The following is a 19,595-nucleotide window of genomic DNA, read 5'->3' as shown; positions in this document are numbered from 1 at the left end:
TAAGTTTTTTAGACCTGATTGTGCATGTCATTTAATGCTTGATGCAGCAAATCATCGTCATTAGCCTGATTAATATCACTCTGATCTGGTTGGTCATTTAAATCAGTTAATAACTCATCCTTATGTTGCTGATGGTGCTCATCATCTAGTGGGTTTTCAAAAGCATCACCTTGACTCACATCCAGCATATCTGCATCTACATTCTCAATGGCCATTTCAGGAACACCTGGCAAATCGAGAGGGTCGATACCCGCTGTATTTGTCGGTGCTATGTCCGCCTGTGAAATACCTACCATATTTAAATAGTGATCAATCGGGGTACTTACTGCAGCTGCAGTCACTGGCGTTGGTGATAATGGTTGTGACGTCGATTCCGTCTCAGCTTCTGTTTGAACTTGAACTGTTGCATCATCTGATGATTGTGTGTCTTGCCCAGTGTGAACCGCGGCATCATCAACCAATATATCGTGTAAATCTACACTGATGTCAGCAATGGCGTCATTTTGGGGAGCATCATTAGCATCGGCTGCTGTAGGAGGTGGCGGTGGTGCGGAATGAGTAATGGTTGGCGTCACCGTCATATCAAGAACTTCAGAGCCTAAAGTGAGTTTACCACTATGTCCTGGGCCGTGGCTTAATATACTCACTTGAACATGCATGATGACATCATCATGGTGTGACCCTTGAAGCGCGACCTCAAACTTATCCTCATGCACACCAACATTCTGAGCGCTGCCATGAGGACCAGTATGAGTATTTGCGTGTTCTTGATAGTTTAACTGACCTGTTTTGGGGTTTATGGTCAGGGTGCCCCATTGGCTGGTATAGCTAGTCTGATAGTGGCCATTGACTAAAATTTTCCAGCCTTGTTGAGCTGTAGGAACAGGTGTTTGAGTAGGTATTAAGGTCGGTACTCCCAAAGAGGCACCAATATGGTGGCTACCAGGCGGGGCGGTGACGACGATAGGTTCAGGCTTCGCGCTTGCAGCAATATTGAGGGCAGAGTTAACGTTACCGTGCTCATCGGTCATGATCGCTCTGACAATACTACTGGGTGCAACTTCAAGGTTGATACCATGGGCTAAACTGTTGGCATCGAGTACATGGTCAACGCCATTAATACTCAGGTGCTCGCCTACTTGGGCATCAGCTGCAGCATGCACCGTTGCGGTCACGGTACCTGCATGACCTTGAGCTATTTCGGCTTTGCTGTAGGCGTTGTCACTGCCTGGGTTTTCAAAGGTAATGGTTGGCATGCCTACGTGTGTATCGCTGCTATAGTGTATCACTTGCGAAGCACTGGCTGTATTTCCTGCGTCGTCGGTGGCTATAACGCTAGCTGTTATCGAGGAGTTTGATGCTAATTCAGAGCCTGCGATATTCACGTTAAAGTGGCCGCTGGCGTCAACAGTTGCACTATAACTTTGTTGCCCGACGACTAATTTTACATTATCCCCTTGATGCACATCGCCACTGACTTGGCCTGAAACTCCTATATCGGTTGCGCTTTCTTGGGCGTTAATAATATTGTCTGCAGTGATGGGGTCAAGCTGGATAGCTGCGCTGGCTTGAGTATCTACATCAAATCGGTCAAATATGCATGCTTGTCCAGATGGAGTTTGGTTTCCTGCTTTGTCTGTGGCTTGAATATAAGCGGTGTAACTACTGTCGGGTAGATTAGTAGCGTCAACGGTGTAGCCACCTTTGCCATCTAGAGTCGCGTGTAGGGTTTCAATGATGGTGCTTCCATCTTTGATCACTATATCAACGCTAACGGTATCTAGAGCAACGGTCCCATTGAATGTAGGTTGATGAGTGGTGACTGTTTGCAGATTCAGATTCGAAATTGTTGGCGCCGTGTAGTCAACTTCGATAGATAAGGACGCGCTTTTATGGTTACCAGCTGCATCTGTAGAAGATACAGTGAAAGTATGCTGGCCCTCAGCAATATTCGATGTGGTCAGTTGATAAGTACCACTACTGTTTGCTGTTCCTGTCGCAATGACTTTGCCCGTTTCATCAATAATAGAAATGGCAGCATTTGCTTCGCTACTGCCGGTAATGATCGGGGTATGAATGTTCGTTAGGTCGTCGGTTGCGGAAGATCCAGAGTCAGTTGATGATTTCAAATTAATAGAAGGTGCTGTGACTTGGTTATCAAGAGTGAACGTTAATGATGCTGGAGCCGACACATTTCCTGCGGTATCAGTCTGCCTCACACTAATGGTGTTTGACCCTTGTTGTGGCGTAAAACTTGATGACCATGTTTGCCCGCTGTCAGTGGAATATTCAACCGTTGCCCCGGGTTCTTGTCCCGTAATCGTTAATGCGCCATCGGTAGTGATTAAGTCAGAAGTGTTGTTTCCGGTGTCATGAGTAAGTGTCACCGTTAGCGGAGATACTTGAGTGTCTACACTAAATCGGTCAAATACACCTGCTTTTGCCGACGGTGTTTGGTTGCCTGCATGGTCAGTAGCTTGAATATACGCGGTATATCCCCCATCCGGTAGGTTGCTTGCATCGACACTATAGCCACCTTTACCATCTAAAGCGGCATGCAGAGTTTCTATAATGTGGCCACCTTGTTTAATGACGATATCTACTTGCGCAGTATCTAAGCTGACCTGGCCTTCAAATGTTGGGTGATGACTGCTTACTCCACTTAAATCAACTTTTTGGATGGTCGGGGCTGTATTGTCCACTTCTACGGTAAGGCTTGTAGATTGTCGATTTCCCGCTCTATCTTGAGCTTCAATTTGTAACCTGTGATCGCCTTCCCTAAGTCCAGTGGTTTGAATGTGGTATTCACCCAATCCGTTAGCACGTGCAAAACCTAGTGGTTGACCATATTCGTCCCGAATGACCACTTGAGAATTCGGCTCAGTCATCCCCACTATCACAGGTGTGGCTTGCCGGGTAATACCATCTTGGTGGGATTCTCCTGTATCCGATTTAACCGTTACTTTTGCTGTTAAGCCATCAACTTGGGTGTCTACTTCTATACCCATAGGTAACGACGTTGCTTGGCGACCACCAGGGCCAGTTACAACGGCTGTTAATTGATGTTGACCATCGGCAAGAAGCGTTGTTGTAATTTTGAAGTCACCGTTGCTATCAGCCAAACCATGTCCAACAAGATTATGATTTTCATCATAAATGTTAACTTTAGCATTGAGTTCGGTGGTGAAGCCGTCTAGCACTAATGCCTCGATGTTAGTGATATAATCTTTAGTACCACTATCGCTGTTAGGATCAAGCGATAGATAAACTTCGGGTGCTGTGACCAATGCAGATGACGGGTTAAGGGTCTGATCCAGTGCATACGATTGTGTGTGTGATGAACTGGCAGGGTTACCCCATTGATCAGTGGTTTCGACAGTTGCTATTACATGATGATTCGCATTAGCTATTAGCACCGAAGCGGGAACATCAATATGGAAACTACCATCGTGAAGTAACAGGCCTTTATAATGACTGCCATCGGGCTTTGACAGATTCAAAGTTACAATATCGTTTTCGTTAGCATTAGCAACGACACCAGTAATTTCTATATCTTGAGTTGCTTCTTGGTTATCAATAACGCCGTCGTGAGATATTGGGTCTAACCCTAAATTGACCGCTGGGGGTGAAATTTCAGCGCCATAGTGCTTAACAACAGGTACATTGCTCGCTTCGTTTCCTGCTTCATCTTGAGTTGTGACTTCAACTGTGAGTGAAGCAGCACCGGTCAATTCAGCTCCCGGAACATCGATACTAAAGTATCCATTTCCATGTTCATCAAAAGCTACTCGTCCGTTATGATGATGCCCATCAACAACGACTTCAACGTTGTCACCATAATGGAAATCCCCTGAAACTTGTCCAGTAACAGCTACTGTGCTTTTTGCTTCTGCGGCGTTAATGACATTGTCTGAGGTAATATCATTTACCGTGACAATAGGCATAGGCGTTTCAGTATCGACTTGGTAGGTGTGATCGCCTGTTACTGTCGAACCATCGGCTTTATGCAGAACCACTTGCATCGTCATGTCATGCACGGCTGATTGGTGGTTATTATTGACCAATATTACTCCTGGAACTTCAATATCATATGTTCCATCGGCGTTTACCGCAGCTTGGTAATTTTCTGGATGTCCGTCCACGGTAATTGATACTAAGTCACCGGTATTAAAGTCACCAAATACGCGTCCAGTCACATGTACTGGCGCCATAGACTCATCCTGATTAACGATATTGTCAGGGGTAACATAGCTAATACCTACGGCAGTGGGAGCGGAATTGTCTTTACCCCCAACGGTTATTTCGAATGTTTGAATGGTGCGACCACCGTGCCCATCTGTAATCTCTATTTGGAAGCTATCATGCAGAGTGTCACCTTCATGTAACGCGATTACTGCAGGGTTATTGCGGTCTAACCGATACCACATGGTGTTAGAATACACGTCAATATGGCCGAAATGACTATCACCACTACTCGATATCAAGCGCCAATGTAAGGTGTCACCTTCAGCATCTTTAGCATCTCTAGTCAGTACCCAGCCGGTATCCGGTCCATGCCCATGGTGATCATCTGTAGGTATATCATAAACCCAACCATTAGCAGGACGTCCTCCAGTAAAACTTGGGGCTTCATTCGCACCATGAATGGTGATATCCATACCATGTTGAGTGCCATCCGCTGACGTTACGGTCAGCGTATCAATAAGCTGAGTATTACCGAACAAAGCTGTAACATCAGGGTTTTGATTATTAAGTGTATAAGTCCAGTGCCCTGACGCATCAATATTCAAATCACCATACATGCCATGAACAGTTGTCGCGGTAAAGCCAATGTCACCTTGGTCGGGATCTACAACGGTCAGGGTACCACTGGTGGTCAAGTGATGATCTTCTTCAACTGTGCCACTACTATCACCTGAGATTGTGGCGGGTGTATTGTCAGCGACAGCTGCTAAACTAGTTGTCGCCCCCGTATGTGTAACACCGTGGTGCGCGTCTTGAACGTCATAGCTAAAGTGGACCAGGCCGTTATAGTCTTTGGTTGGCGTAAAGGTATATGTGCCATCTTTGTTGTCAACCACAGAGCCGTGGTCGACTAACAGATTAGCAATGGAAAGCTTACCAGCGTCATTTGCATCCACATCGACAGTATTGGCAAGCAAATCAGCCTTTGTAAAAGTAAGAGCTGTGTCTTCGGTACCTGTAGCAAGTGACACTTCAGAGCTGATGTAAGGTTTGTCGTTATCGCCATGAATGGTAATCACAATGTCTTGTGCAGTACCATCTTTAGAATAAACGGTAATCGTATCCGTTAATTTTTGCCCATCACCTAATTGATCGATCTGTGTGGCCACGTTTTGTTGGTTGCTACCGACGGTCACTTTATAATGCCAATTGCCATCTGCATTTAGTATTAATTGACCATAGGTACCATGGTACGAGTAGCCCACACCTTTTGTATCAAATTGGGCTTCGCCAGTGTCTGGGTCAATAATCTCTAACTTACCATCAGCATATAAAGGATCATTGGTTAATTTAGCCATCCCCGGCTGTGCGTAGTTTGGTGACCTGTCATGATAGGTGCCATGTCCTTCATCGACATCGCCTGTTGTCGTTCCTGTGATTACTGCTGCGTCCCCAACTGCATCAATATGAAGTGTGTTGCTAGCCTCTGTAGAGTCAACATGCCCATCGTTAACAGTATATTTAAATTGAATATCGCCATTAAAATCTTGTGCAGGAACGAACTGAAGTTTAGCTATATCGGCAGTAGCAATACTCTGACCTGAGGTGATATCGTGGCCATCTAAGACGAACTTACCTTGTGTTGCAGGTGGTAAATCTGTGATTGCTATGGAATGTAGCGTATCGCCAGTGTCGATATCGGTAAAGCCAAACTGATTGGCCTGCATTTGGTAATGCGTGTCTTCAGTGCCATGTGCGAGTGTCGTTGCAGAAATGGTTGGAGCATCGTTAGTACCGACAACCTTAATATCAATGACATGAGAATCGCCACCGACCGTATGCACGTTGTATTGGACATGCTCAACTTGTCCGGCGGCTAGGTTCTGAATCTGACTGTTGTTGACAGTATAAGTCCAAGAACCATCTTTGGAGATATGTAGCCCACCGTGAACACCACTGTTGAATGGGTCATGACGTTTACCAACATCAAGTGAAAATGCTGATTGGTCATGATCTGGATCTAAAGCAGTAAGTTTACCTGATATGATCTCGACTGAACTTCCGGGTTGATCTTCATGTACGTCAGGATTAGAAGTTACCGATATTGTTGCCGAGTCGCTCGAACCTTGAACTAACACTTCAATATGCTTGGTTGCGGTTGAACCATCAGTAGATATAGCCGTGATATCAAAGCCTTCTGCTTTGGTTTCGCCTTGTTGTAGCAAATTGGCCTTTGCATGGTCTAGGTCATAATGCCACTGGCCATTAGCATCAACGTGCAATGTGCCATAGGTGCCCGCGTTATCACTAGCAGCAAAGGTGACAGAGTCTTTACTATCTGCATCATGCGCAAGCAGTGTGCCAGAGATAGTGGTGACTTTATCTTCTACCGCAGTACCAAGTGAGGCCGTTAGTGCATCTGGTGTATCGATAATGACATGGTCGTCGGTGCCTTGAATAGTCGCTGTTAATGGAATTCGAGTTCCATCTGCTGTAATTAACGTGATCGTATCTGTTAACGAATCACCACTACTCAATTGTTGAATTTCTGTATGACTATTATCCGCACTATAACTCCACTTATTGTGGCCATCAGTAGAGTGTGTGAAGTTAAAGGTGCCGTGGGTACTTGCCAAATTCATAGCGAAGTCAGTCGGAACCGTGTGTTTGACACCATTGACTTCTATCTGAGTGACTTTAGCTTCTGATGGAGAGTCAATATCTTGAACATCAAGGTTTTTCCACCCTGACCATAATTCGTTGTTGTTCGTTCCTGACTGTAAGTTATCTTCGGTTACTGAGTTTGCTGCCTGTGCAGATGGTAATGTTGCAGGGTCATTGTGTGCCAATAGTGTCGTTGACGCTCCGGTATGCGTAACCCCGCCGTGAGCATCTTGTACATCATAAGTGAAGTGAACCTGACCGTTATAGTCTTTGGTTGGCGTGAAAGTGAAGGTACCGTCCTGATTATCTAGAATAGACCCATGATCGGCATGAAGATTCGTAATCGTCAGTTTGCCTATGTCGTTTGTATCTACATCTATGGTGTTTGCTAATAGTTCAGTTGCAGTGATGGTTTGAGCAAGATCTTCTTTACCGCTGTTAAGTTGCACCTCACCAGAACAATACGGACGGTCGTTATCGCCATGAATGGTGACAACGATATCGTGTGTGGTGCCATCTGCAGATTTAACGGTGACAGTATCGGTTAGTGATTCCCCTGTACCCAGATGGTCAATAGCTCTGCCGGTTGCATCTTGGCCGATGGAAGCATAGTAGGTCCAGTCCCCGTTAGTTTGAAGTATGACACGACCATGAGTGCCATAATAAGTGCCTGTTTGGGCATAGCTTTCACCTGCATCAGCATCCACTATCGATAGGTGGCCATCGGTATGGATATCATCGTTCCACAATTTCCCTATGTTTCCGTGCTGATGATCAGGTGAGCGGTCATCAACATAGCCGCCAGTCATACTGCCGTCTGATGCTGTGAAAGTGTGTCCTTCATGAACATCACCTGTATCGACACCTGAGATGGTAGCTGCATCTCCAGCAGCAGCAAGAGTAGACGATGCAGTGGCTTGTACTGATCCGCCATGAGCGTCTTTGATATCATAGGTGAATTGAACCTGACCGTTATAGTCTTGGTCTGGATGGAAGGTAAACGAACCATCGGTATTATGGGTAACCGTGCCGTGATCGGCGGTTATAGCATCAACGTGCAAAGTGCCAGCATCGTTTTTATCAATATCAGTCGCACCAGCTAACAACTGACTTTGCGTGATAAGAAGAGTTTGATCCTCAGTACCAGCAGGCAATAATCTTGAACCCGTAACCCTTGGGTTATCGTTTGTCCCAGTTATGGTAATTTGTAGCTCTTGTGTGGTTCCATCTACAGTATGCACGGTCACTTTATCAACGTAGGACTGCCCTTGACCTAAAGATTGAACGGGAGAAATATTATTATCTAATTGATAATGCCAGTCGCCATCTGGAGTTACGATAACCTCTGCACCTAGCGTGGATGTATAGCCAAGACCAGCGTAATTGTGCGCATGTAAAACAGGATCGAAATGAGCCTCTCCTGTGTCTGCATCAGTAACGTTCATGTGGCTATTTACAACTAACCATTGCATGCCATAAATACGATCTTCTGTTACCGCACCTGTCGTTGTGCCAGAAATGACAGCGGCATCGTTCTGACCGTTTACCACTATTGAAATTTGATGCGGTGTCCCATCGGCTGATTGAACAGTGATGATATCTTTTACTTGCTGACCATTTGCTAGAGCTTGAACGGCAGAGCTTGAGTTATCAAGATCGTATGTCCAAGCACCGTTGTCAGTTAAGTGCAGCGTTCCTAACGTGCCAACAACATCGGTATTGGAAAAGTGTGCTTCGCCAGTATCGCCATCGGTTACTGTGAGTGTGCCCGAGGTACTAAGTTGAGACTCTTCAGTTACAGTACCTGAACTTGTTCCGCCAATAACTGCTTTGTCGTTAGTGCCATTGACCGTAATAGTCACTTGATGCGGCGTGCCATCAGCTGAACGAACAGTAATGGTGTCAGTGGCGGTGGCGCCTTGTCCTATGGCTTGTACTTTAGGGTTGGTGTTATCCAGATCGTAAATCCACGCACCATTGTCAGTTAGGTGCAACGTACCTAACAGGCCTTGTATATCGGTATTGGAGAAATGCGCTTCTCCCGTATCTATATCGGTAACAGTAAGTTTGCCCGAGGTTTGAAGCTGAGATTCTTCGGTGACCGCACTTGAGTCGGTGCCTGTAATCACCGCTTTATCATCAGTACCGTTGATGGTGACTGTTATTTTTTGCTCAGTGCCATCGACAGAATGAACAACTAGCGTATCGGTAAGTGACTCACCTGTTTTCAGGCCTTGAATAGCCTGTTGTGAGTTGTCAGCTGTGTAGGTCCAGTGGCCTAGGTTATTGATCGACAGAGTGCCGAACTGACCTTGTAAAACGTTCGCTTGGAATTGGTTTTGACCATTATCTACATCAGTAACGGTTAACGCACCATCGACATGCAGTTGTCCTTGATGCAGGTCTTTGTCTTCGGTTAATTGTGCTGTGCTGGTTCCTGCAATAACGGCCTTATCGTCAGTGCCGTTGATGGTGACCGATATTTTTTGCTCAGTGCCGTCGACGCTGTGAACGACTAGCGTGTCAGTTAATGATTCACCCGTTTTCAGACCTTGAATAGCCTGTTGGGAGTTGTCTGCAGTATAAGTCCAGTGGCCTAAATCGTTTATGGAAAGCGTACCCAATTGACCTTGCTGTACTATGGCTTGGAATTGATTTTGACCATTGTCTACATCGGTCACAGTCAGTGAACCGTCAACATGAAGTTGTCCTTGATGAAGGTCTTTATCTTCAGTTAATTGTGCTGTAGCTATACCACCAATCACCGCTTTATCATTAGTACCGTTGATGGTGACAGAGATTTTTTGTTTAGTACCATCGACGCTGTGAACAACTAGCGTATCGGTAAGTGACTCACCTGTTTTCAGGCCTTGTATAGCCAGTTGTGAATTATCAGCGGTGTAGGTCCAGTGGCCTAGGTTATTGATCGACAGTGTGCCAAACTGTCCTTGTAAAACATTGGCTTGGAATTGATTTTGACCATTGTCTACATCAGTCACAGTCAGTGCGCCATCAACATGAAGTAGCCCTTGATGCAGGTCTTTATCTTCGGTTAATTGTACTGTGCTGGTTCCTGCAATAACCGCCTTATCGTCAGTGCCATTAATGGTTACTGAGATTTTCTGCTCGGTGCCATCAACGCTGTGAACGATTAAGGTATCCGTTAATGACTCACCCGTTTTCAAGCCTTGAATAGCTTGTTGGGAGTTGTCAGCGGTATAAGTCCAGTGGCCTAAATCGTTTATGGAAAGCGTACCCAATTGACCTTGCTGTACTGTGGCTTGGAATTGGTTTTGACCATTATCTACATCAGTAACAGTGAGCGTACCATCGACATGAAGTTGTCCTTGATGCAGGTCTTTATCTTCAGTTAATTGTGCTGTGCTGGTTCCTGCAATGACTGCCTTATCATCAGTACCATTAATGGATACAGTGATTTTTTGTTCAGTGCCATCGACGCTATGAACGACTAAAGTGTCAGTTAATGATTCACCTGTTTTCAGGCCTTGAATAACCTGTTGTGAATTATCAGCTGTATAGGTCCAGTGGCCTAGTTCATTTAAGGAAAGCGTACCAAATTGACCTTGCTGTACTGTGGCTTGGAATTGGTTTTGACCATTATCTACATCAGTAACGGTTAACGCACCATCAGCATGAAGTTGACCTTGGTGCAGGTCTTTATCTTCGGTCAATTGTGCTGTTGAAGTGCCAGCAATCATAGCCTTATCGTCAGTGCCTTTAATGGTCACAGAGATTTTTTGTTCTGTGCCATCAATGGAGTGAACGACTAAAGTATCGGTGAGTGATTCACCAGTTTTCAGACTTTGAATAGCTTGATGGGAGTTGTCTGCAGTATAAGTCCAGTGGCCTAAATCGTTTATGGAAAGCGTACCAAATTGACCTTGCTGTACTGTGGCTTGGAATTGATTTTGACCATTATCTACATCAGTAACGGTTAACGCACCATCAACATGAAGTTGTCCTTGATGAAGGTCTTTATCTTCGGTCAAATAAGCTGTAGCTATACCGCCAATAACCGCCTTATCGTCAGTTCCATTAATGGATACAGTAATTTTTTTTTCAGTGCCGTCAACACTGTGTACGACTAGCGTATCGGTAAGTGACTCACCTGTTTTCAGGCCTTGAATAACCTGTTGTGAATTATCAGCTGTATAGGTCCAGTGGCCTAGTTCATTTAAGGAAAGCGTACCAAATTGACCTTGCTGTACTGTGGCTTGGAATTGGTTTTGACCATTATCTACATCAGTAACGGTTAACGCACCATCAGCATGAAGTTGACCTTGGTGCAGGTCTTTATCTTCGGTCAATTGTGCTGTTGAAGTGCCAGCAATCATAGCCTTATCGTCAGTGCCTTTAATGGTCGCAGAGATTTTTTGTTCTGTGCCATCAATGGAGTGAACGACTAAAGTATCGGTGAGTGATTCACCAGTTTTCAGACTTTGAATAGCTTGATGGGAGTTGTCTGCAGTATAAGTCCAGTGGCCTAAATCGTTTATGGAAAGCGTACCAAATTGACCTTGCTGTACTGTGGCTTGGAATTGATTTTGACCATTATCAACATCAGTAACGGTTAACGCACCGTCAACATGAAGTTGTCCTTGATGAAGGTCTTTATCTTCAGTTAATTGTGCTGTAGCTATACCACCAATAACCGCCTTATCGTCAGTGCCGTTGATAGTGACTGAAATTTTCTGCTCAGTGCCATCGACGCTGTGAACGACTAGCGTATCAGTAAGCGAATCACCGCTTTTCAGGCCTTGAATAGCCTGTTGTGAATTGTCAGCGGTATAAGTCCAGTGGCCTAGTTCGTTTAAAGAAAGCGTACCAAATTGACCTTGCTGTACTGTGGCTTGGAATTGATTTTGACCATTGTCTACATCAGTCACAGTGAGTGCGCCATCAACATGAAGTTGCCCTTGATGCAGGTCTTTATCTTCGGTTAATTGTGCTGTGCTGGTTCCTGCAATAACGGCTTTATCATCAGTGCCGTTAATGGTGACAGATATTTTTTGCTCAGTGCCRTCGACGCTGTGAACGACTAGCGTATCAGTAAGCGAATCACCGCTTTTCAGGCCTTGAATAGCCTGTTGTGAATTGTCAGCGGTATAAGTCCAGTGGCCTAGTTCGTTTAAAGAAAGCGTACCAAATTGACCTTGCTGTACTGTGGCTTGGAATTGATTTTGACCATTGTCTACATCAGTCACAGTGAGTGCGCCATCAACATGAAGTTGCCCTTGATGCAGGTCTTTATCTTCGGTTAATTGTGCTGTGCTGGTTCCTGCAATAACGGCTTTATCATCAGTGCCGTTAATGGTGACAGATATTTTTTGCTCAGTGCCGTCGACGCTGTGAACGACTAGCGTGTCAGTTAATGATTCACCCGTTTTCAGGCCTTGAATAGCTTGTTGGGAGTTGTCTGCCGTATAGCTCCAGTGGCCTAGGTTATTGATCGACAGTGTGCCGAACTGACCTTGTAACACATTGGCTTGGAATTGGTTTTGACCATTATCCACATCAGTAACCGTGAGAGCACCATCAACACGAAGTTGCCCTTGATGGAGGTCTTTATCTTCGGTTAATTGTGCTGTTGATGTCCCTGCAATGACTGCCTTATCGTCAGTGCCGTTGATGGTGACAGATATTTTCTGTTCAGTGCCATCGACGCTGTGAACGACTAGTGTATCAGTGAGGGACTCGCCCGTTTTCAGGCCTTGAATAGCCTGTTGTGAATTGTCTGCAGTATAAGTCCAGTGGCCTAAATCGTTTATGGAAAGCGTACCCAATTGACCTTTCTGTACTATGGCTTGGAATTGATTTTGACCATTATCTACATCAGTAACAGTAAGTGTGCCATCAACATGAAGTTGCCCTTGATGCAGGTCTTTATCTTCGGTTATTTGTGCTGTGCTGGTTCCTGCAATGACTGCCTTATCGTCAGTACCGTTGATAGTGACAGATATTTTTTGCTCAGTGCCATCGACGCTGTGAACGACTAGCGTGTCAGTTAATGATTCACCCGTTTTCAGGCCTTGAATAGCCTGTTGTGAATTGTCAGCAGTATAACTCCAGTGGCCTAGTTCGTTTATGGATAGCGAACCGAACTGACCTTGTAAAACGTTCGCTTGGAATTGATTTTGTCCCGCATCAACATCAGTAACCGTGAGCGCACCATCGACACGAAGTAGCCCGCCATGCAGGTCTTTATCTTCGGTTAATTGTGCTGTGCTGGTTCCAGCAATAACCGCTTTATCATCAGTGCCGTTGATGGTGACAGATATTTTCTGTTCAGTACCATCGACTGAGTGAACTAACAAGGTGTCAGTAAGCAACTCGCCAGTTTTGAGTTCTTGAATGGCGGTTTGCGTATTGTTAGCTGTATAAGTCCAATGACCAAACTCGTCAATAACCAGATGACCAAATTGGCCATGTAAAGATGATGCTTGGAAATGATTTTCACCTGTATCAGTGTCAGTAACGGATAATTGTCCCGTCACTGATAAATGTTGCGCTACTAGGTTCTTATCTTCGGTAATGCTGCCTGTGGATACGCCAGAAATGACAGCGGCTTCATTTTTACCAATAACTACAATAGTGACTTCTTTTGAAACTGGCGTTCCTGAACTATCAGTAGCAGTTACTGTAAAAGGTTCACTTGCTTGTTGCCCTGAATGAAGTCCTAAGGTCGAACTTGATTGGTTATCTAAGTGATATTGCCATTCGCCTGTATCAGGGTTAATTGATAATTGACCAAACTTGCCATGGGGCTGCTCAACGTTCCATACACTTTGATCATGATGATCAGGATCTGAACTTGTTAATGTCCCACTGACGTTATCAATGGTGCCTGCTGTATTAATACTCGCATTGTGAGTACCTGAAATAGTGGGTAAATCATTACTGCCTTCAATTTCGATAGCGATATTGCTAGAGACTTGGTGGCCATTATTATCAGTTGCAGTAATGACGAATTGTTCAGATTGCTGCTCGCCTTCAGACAGTGAATTGGTTTGAGCGTTGCTGTTATCAAGTAAGTATTGCCATTGACCTGTGACAGGATCGATGACGAGATGGCCATATTGCCCTTGAGTGGTATCAACTGACCAAGAAATATGTTCACTATCAGAGCCTTTTGCATGCATTTTCCCTGAAGCACTGCTAATAACATTATCTTCTTTTAATTGTGGTATTTGTTGTTGACTTGCAATGCTTGTAGGCGTTTTATCAGTGCCAGTGCCAGTGCCAGTGCCAGTGCCAGTGCCAGTGCCAGTGCCAGTGCCAGTGCCAGTGCCAGTGCCAGTGCCAGTGCCAGTGCCAGTGCCAGTGCCAGTGCCAGTGCCAGTGCCAGTGCCAGTGCCAGTGCCAGTGCCAGTGCCAGTGCCAGTGCCAGTGCCAGTGCCAGTGTCAGTGCCAGTGCCAGTGCCCAGTGTATTTGCATTACCTGTGTTATGAATATTATGGCTGGTTGAGCTGATATAGAAATTGGCAGGCAAAGAGTGTTCAGGAAGTTCTATAGTGGGCGTTCTGAATTGACTGATATCTTCAGTGCTCAAATTACCGTTTCTAAAATGACTATGAGGATTAATCCCTGTCGTTTCAGTCGAACCCGTTTCGGCGATAAGGGTATTTTTTACTGTTTGAGTGGTAGCAGTACTGGGTTGCTCTTGAAGCTGACGGTCTAATTCTGATTTAGGTTGGGTAGATTCATTTTGTTGCGTTAAGGCTATATCGGTTTGCGCTGAGTCAGTTGCATCTCGCTCTTCAAGTTGACCTTGTTGACTCTCTTTGTTTTGCTCAGCGATACGGGCATGTGTTACCGTTCTGCCTGCAACGATATCTTGATTCGTGAGAGTCGTTGCTTTTACATTGTCACGTGACTCTTTGGCTTGAAGTTTTTTCGCTTCGCTTTCTATTTTTTTTAGCGCGATTTGGGACTTTTTATCACGCTTATGTTGCTCACTTTTGTCGACTGATTTCTCTTTCGCATCAGTACTTCCAATAACCGTTTTTGAGTGGGATGATTTTTTATCATTGTCCTGAGTCATACTAAATTCCTTGGGTTATCGCTCACCGAATGCTTGATTGATATTGGTAAAAACAGGCTTCCATAAGTACTGGAAAACACTTTTTTCACCTGTGACGATATCCGCTTCACCTGTCATGCCAGGGATAAGTGCAAACTCGTCCGGATTATCAAGAAAGTAGGGTTTATCAATGGCAATTTGAACTTTGTAAAAGACGCCGCCTTTTTCATCTGAATCAGTACTTGGAGAGATGCGTTTTACTACGCCATCCAACGCGCCATAACGGCTGTAGTCGAAGGCGTCGATTTTAATGCGAGCAGGTTGATCAACATGCACAAAACCGATATCTCGAGGTGACAATTTAATTTCCATCAATCCTCTGGTCGTCATAGGGACAATGACCGCCACAGTGCCACCAGGTTGAATCACACTTCCTGTAGATGAAGTTGGTATCGATTGAATGATACCGTCAACAGGTGCTGTTACTGTGTTTTGGGATACTAGCGAGTTCGATGATTTTAAACGCGCAATGACGCCGAGTAATTCTGCTTGTGCATCGGTTCTTTTTTCACCCACTTCTTTTAATAACGAAGCCTGCTTTTGTGTAAGTTGTTTTTCCAGATTAACAAGGTTTTTTTCAAGTACTCTCTGCTTACTTTCCATGGCTTTTAATTCACGAATGTAAGAATCAAGTTTTTGTTGAGATTCAAGAATACGTAACTTTGAAACGGCTTGTTCTTCTGTCACTGACAGCATCATTGTTAACGTTTGCTTTGCCGTTTTAATTTGATCACTTAAAGGAGGGATCTCTTGTTTTAAGCCATCAAGCTGAGCTTGGTTTTTGGCAATATCAGATTCAGATAGTTGCTCCATGGCTTGACGTTCATCTTTCATTCTATTGAGCGATGCTTGATGTAACTTGACCAATTCAGGGTACTCAAAGTCAAATTCACTAAAATCCGCTTCTCTTGTTTCAATGTAAGCTTCATAACGTTCAATTCGCATTGATAAATTGGCGCGTTTGCTGGCTAGTTCTTCTTCGGCAGATTGACTGTCAATGGAAACAAAACTGGCTAATATATCGCCTTTTTTCACCACGTCGCCTTCTTCAACAACAACTGATGCTATGGTGCCACCCGTTCGGCTTTGAATCACTTGACGATGACCTAAAGGGACAACTTGACCTTTTGATTTAGATATTTCTTCAACATCAGTAAAAATTGACCAGATCAGCATCACCAATATTGAACCAGTAATTAATAAAATGATGTTTCGGATAAGTTTACGTTCTGCTGGGGCTTCGATAGCCTCTGCGAACTCATGCTCAGGCCAGACTCGATTAGCTAATTGACGATTATCCATTGGGGGTTTGCTCCTGAGAACTGGCTGGCGCCGTTTGATCTGGGATAGGGCCGGCATATACCACTGCGCCCTTATCAAGAATGATGACTGTATCAGCCTGCTTTATTAAATCTTGGTCATGACTGGTAAATAATACGGTGCTGTTACCTTTTAGGTTTAACAAGGTTTTGATAAGTGCTTCTTTAGCTTGAGGGTTACGATGTGGTATCGGTTCATCCAGCAAAAGTAATGGGGATTGCTTGATAAACGCTCTTGCTAAGTTGATGTAACTGCCTTCAATCGCTGACAACATGGCATTATTCTCACCGAGTAAATCGATGCTTAAGTCATTATTGATACTTTGAAAAAAGCTCTCGCCACCGGCTGCAATAAGGGCTTGTTTCATTTCACTTTCACTGGCGTCTTGTTTAGCGATTCGAATATTGTCGGCTAATGAACCTGGAAATATGTCAGGTTGAGAAGGGCTATAGCCAACCCATTGCCTAAAGGTTTCAGTGTCATATTGTTTGAGGTTCTTACCATTTATAGTGACGAAGCCAGCTTGCGCTTCTAGTACACCTAACGCGCTAAGTAATAGCGTTGATTTACCGCAGGCGTTGGGACCAATAATCGCAACCAGTTCACCTGGTTCAATATCCACATTTACCCCAGACAGTGCTGGCTCGCCCTCAGCTTTGTAACGTAAAGTTAAATGCTGAAATGAAATCGCTGGGGCTTTATGCTTGTCAGGAATATCTAAACGCAACTCAGATTGTTCTGTATTGGCTTGCATAAACCGATCAAACTGCTTAACCGCCATATCCATCATGGTAAATTTTTGTTTCGATGAAAACGCCAATTGCGCTGGGCCAGTAATTCGCCAAATCATCATCACACAAGCAATTAAAGCTCCTGGGGAAATGGTTTGATCTAATACTAAAAATATCCCGCTAAACACGGTAATCAAGGCTGTGAATAAACTTAATGAATGAGCGACCGCAGCATTAAGGCCATTTCGCTTTGCGTATAAAAAGTTTTGATGGCTGTTTTCTCTACTTAGGCGAATAAACTTGGTTTGCCAAGCTTGGGTATCACCGGCTGCTTTAAGTTGTAATAAGTTTTTTGCCAATTCACTCATGGCATTCTGATACTCACCACCCACAGTCGGTGATGCAGCTTGTACATATCGACTCAGTAGTTTCATCACCAAGTAATACAAGATCAACATGCCAATGGGGACGAGTACTAACCAACCACTGAGCAACATAATGGCAATCAGGGCAATAAGCGTGAAAGGTAAGTCAACTAAACCACCTCCGCCAGGGCCAGATAAGAGCATTCTTACCTTTTCAGCATTACGCATTCTGGCAATATGATTAGAAATTCCTACCCGCGACAACACCATTAATGGCATGTGTAAAAGGCGATAAAAGGTGAGCTGAGATAGGTCCCGTGCAAATCGGTTACTGGTGAGTGCGAGTATTTGCGCTCTGGCAAGGCGGGTTGAGACCATGACGGCGATAGCTAATGCACCACCCAAAGCAATGCTCGGTAATATCGACGGAGCTTGTCCGCCAATGACGCGATCGTAAACAGCCATGGTAAAAAATGGCACTGCAAGTCCGGTGATACTTGAGAGTAAACTTAACCAAAAAACCGGTCGATACCATTTTGTTCTTTTGCTCATTTGAGCGGCAAATGCTTGGATTGATTTTTTACTATTGGGCAGGGTTTCAATGACAAATGTATATGCAGATCCCCCTATTTGAGTTAAATCCACTGTGCGCCATTGGTTGTCATCATCCAGCTTTTCAAAAGTATGCCCCTGCCTTTTAGCAATAAAAGCGGTGCCATTGTCAGGAAACACCATAAAAGGATGGATGGATAAATGCAGGCTACTATCATCCGCCTTTTTGACTGAGTAGCCCACTTGATGCTTTTTCAGCAGTCTTGATAATCCCAATGTCGTTAAGTCAGTGTCTTGAGCATTGGCGATATTTGTGGCTTGAGTATAAAGACCTAATTGCTGAAATAGACTGACAGTTAAGTTTCTTATTTCGTTGGCAGAGGTATTCATGAGTTGACCTCCGCAGTGTCTAAGCCTTGATTATTGTTAACTGAGCCTTCAGCTTGTGCTTGACCATTAACGCTAATGACTTGGTCACTGATGTTAGCCATTTCTGGATAATGGGAAGCACAAATGATGGTCATATTTTGTTTGTATTCTTGCAGAAGAGACAATAATTTACCTTGCGCATCGGCATCTAACGAAATCATCGGTTCATCAAGCAGTAAAATCGAAGGTGATTGCACTATGGCTCTGACGATTGCGATGAGTTTAATGGCACCTTTATTTAGCATTTGGCTGTCATTGTCGCCGACAATGGTTTGATAACCATTAGGGAGTTCAGCAATTTTAACTGTTAAGCCTAGTTTATCGGCAATGGCCATTGCCTGAGGCTCATATTCGGCTCTAAACATGGTCATATTTTCAAGCAAGCTGCCTGAAAATAAAGTTGGCCAAGGAGCGACGTAACTCACTGATTGCCTAAATTCGTCGGCTTGATGATGTTGAAGTGTTACACCGGCAATTTTAATGCTGCCTGATGAAGCTTGTTTAAACCCTGCAGTAAGCCCTAATAAGTGGCTGGCATGGCTTAGGGGGTTAGATTGTAATGTCACGAGTGAATCAGCTTCAATGGTTGCACTAAACTGACTCAAGCGGGTACCAATATTATTGCTATCGACACTGTCATATTGAATCGGACCATGGGGCAATTTTTGTTGGTAAACTTTTTCTGCGCTAAAGGCCTCAGTGGGGAGTTGGGTTAAATCATCAACATGTGCCATTGCTGTTTTGGCGCTAACAATTCGAGAGCGTAAACTAATAATCGCGCTTAACGGTGCTATCGCTCTGCCAGCTAAAATCGAACATGCAGCGAGTCCACCTGTTGTTAATGTGCCATTTAGCACTTCAAGACAACCTAGCATGACCAATAGAAGTGTCGTACCTTGTGAGGCCGCTTGAATGACTTCTTGAAGCTTGGCTGACAACCAGTCAACCTTTTGCTGCTGAGCTAATCTTTTATGATTAATTTTGTTGTAGATACCAGACAGTCGATCTTCAATAGATAGGGCTTTAGCTGTCGTCATCCCAGAAAGTACCAATATTAGCATTCTGGTTCTTTCGGCATCTGATAATGCGAGTGATTCTGTGGCGATGGCCAGTTGTTTTCCTATGGTGTAAACCAAGGTGCCAACAATTACCCATACTGCAATGGGAATAAATACTAAAGGGCCGCCAATATAGGCGACAAGCCCTAAAAATATAATCACAAAAGGGAAGTCCATCAGGGCAACAKC

The 19,595-nt window shown here is 44.4% G+C and carries 4 protein-coding genes; all 4 read right to left on the bottom strand.

Going from position 1 to position 19,595, the window contains the following annotated elements; all coding sequences use genetic code 11:
• Positions 1–8: 8 nt before the first annotated feature.
• Complete coding sequence (locus FNZ24_RS00785; RefSeq protein ID WP_194944964.1) at positions 9–14,912, bottom strand: VCBS domain-containing protein; 14,904 nt, start codon at positions 14,910–14,912, stop codon at positions 9–11.
• A gap of 15 nt (positions 14,913–14,927) precedes the next feature.
• Positions 14,928–16,253, bottom strand: coding sequence for an HlyD family type I secretion periplasmic adaptor subunit (locus FNZ24_RS00775; RefSeq protein WP_153912525.1), 1,326 nt, complete (start codon positions 16,251–16,253; stop codon positions 14,928–14,930).
• A complete protein-coding gene (locus FNZ24_RS00770; protein ID WP_153912524.1) occupies positions 16,246–18,309 on the bottom strand; it encodes a peptidase domain-containing ABC transporter in 2,064 nt (687 codons plus the stop codon). The genes FNZ24_RS00775 and FNZ24_RS00770 overlap by 8 nt, the downstream gene beginning before the upstream one ends.
• A partial coding sequence (locus FNZ24_RS00765; RefSeq protein ID WP_153912523.1) for an ATP-binding cassette domain-containing protein occupies positions 18,306–19,595 on the bottom strand: 1,290 nt, incomplete at its 5' end. The genes FNZ24_RS00770 and FNZ24_RS00765, both read right to left, overlap by 4 nt.

Source organism: Shewanella sp. TC10, assembly GCF_009663145.1.
Taxonomy (GTDB): Bacteria; Pseudomonadota; Gammaproteobacteria; order Enterobacterales; family Shewanellaceae; genus Shewanella.
This window is presented reverse-complemented; position numbering and strand designations above follow the sequence as displayed.

Excerpts from the sequence above, each read along its gene's own strand:
- FNZ24_RS00775 (WP_153912525.1), bottom strand. The coding sequence starts at position 16,253 with ATGGATAATCGTCAATTAGCTAATCGAGTCTGGCCTGAGCATGAGTTC.
- FNZ24_RS00770 (WP_153912524.1), bottom strand. The coding sequence starts at position 18,309 with ATGAATACCTCTGCCAACGAAATAAGAAACTTAACTGTCAGTCTATTT.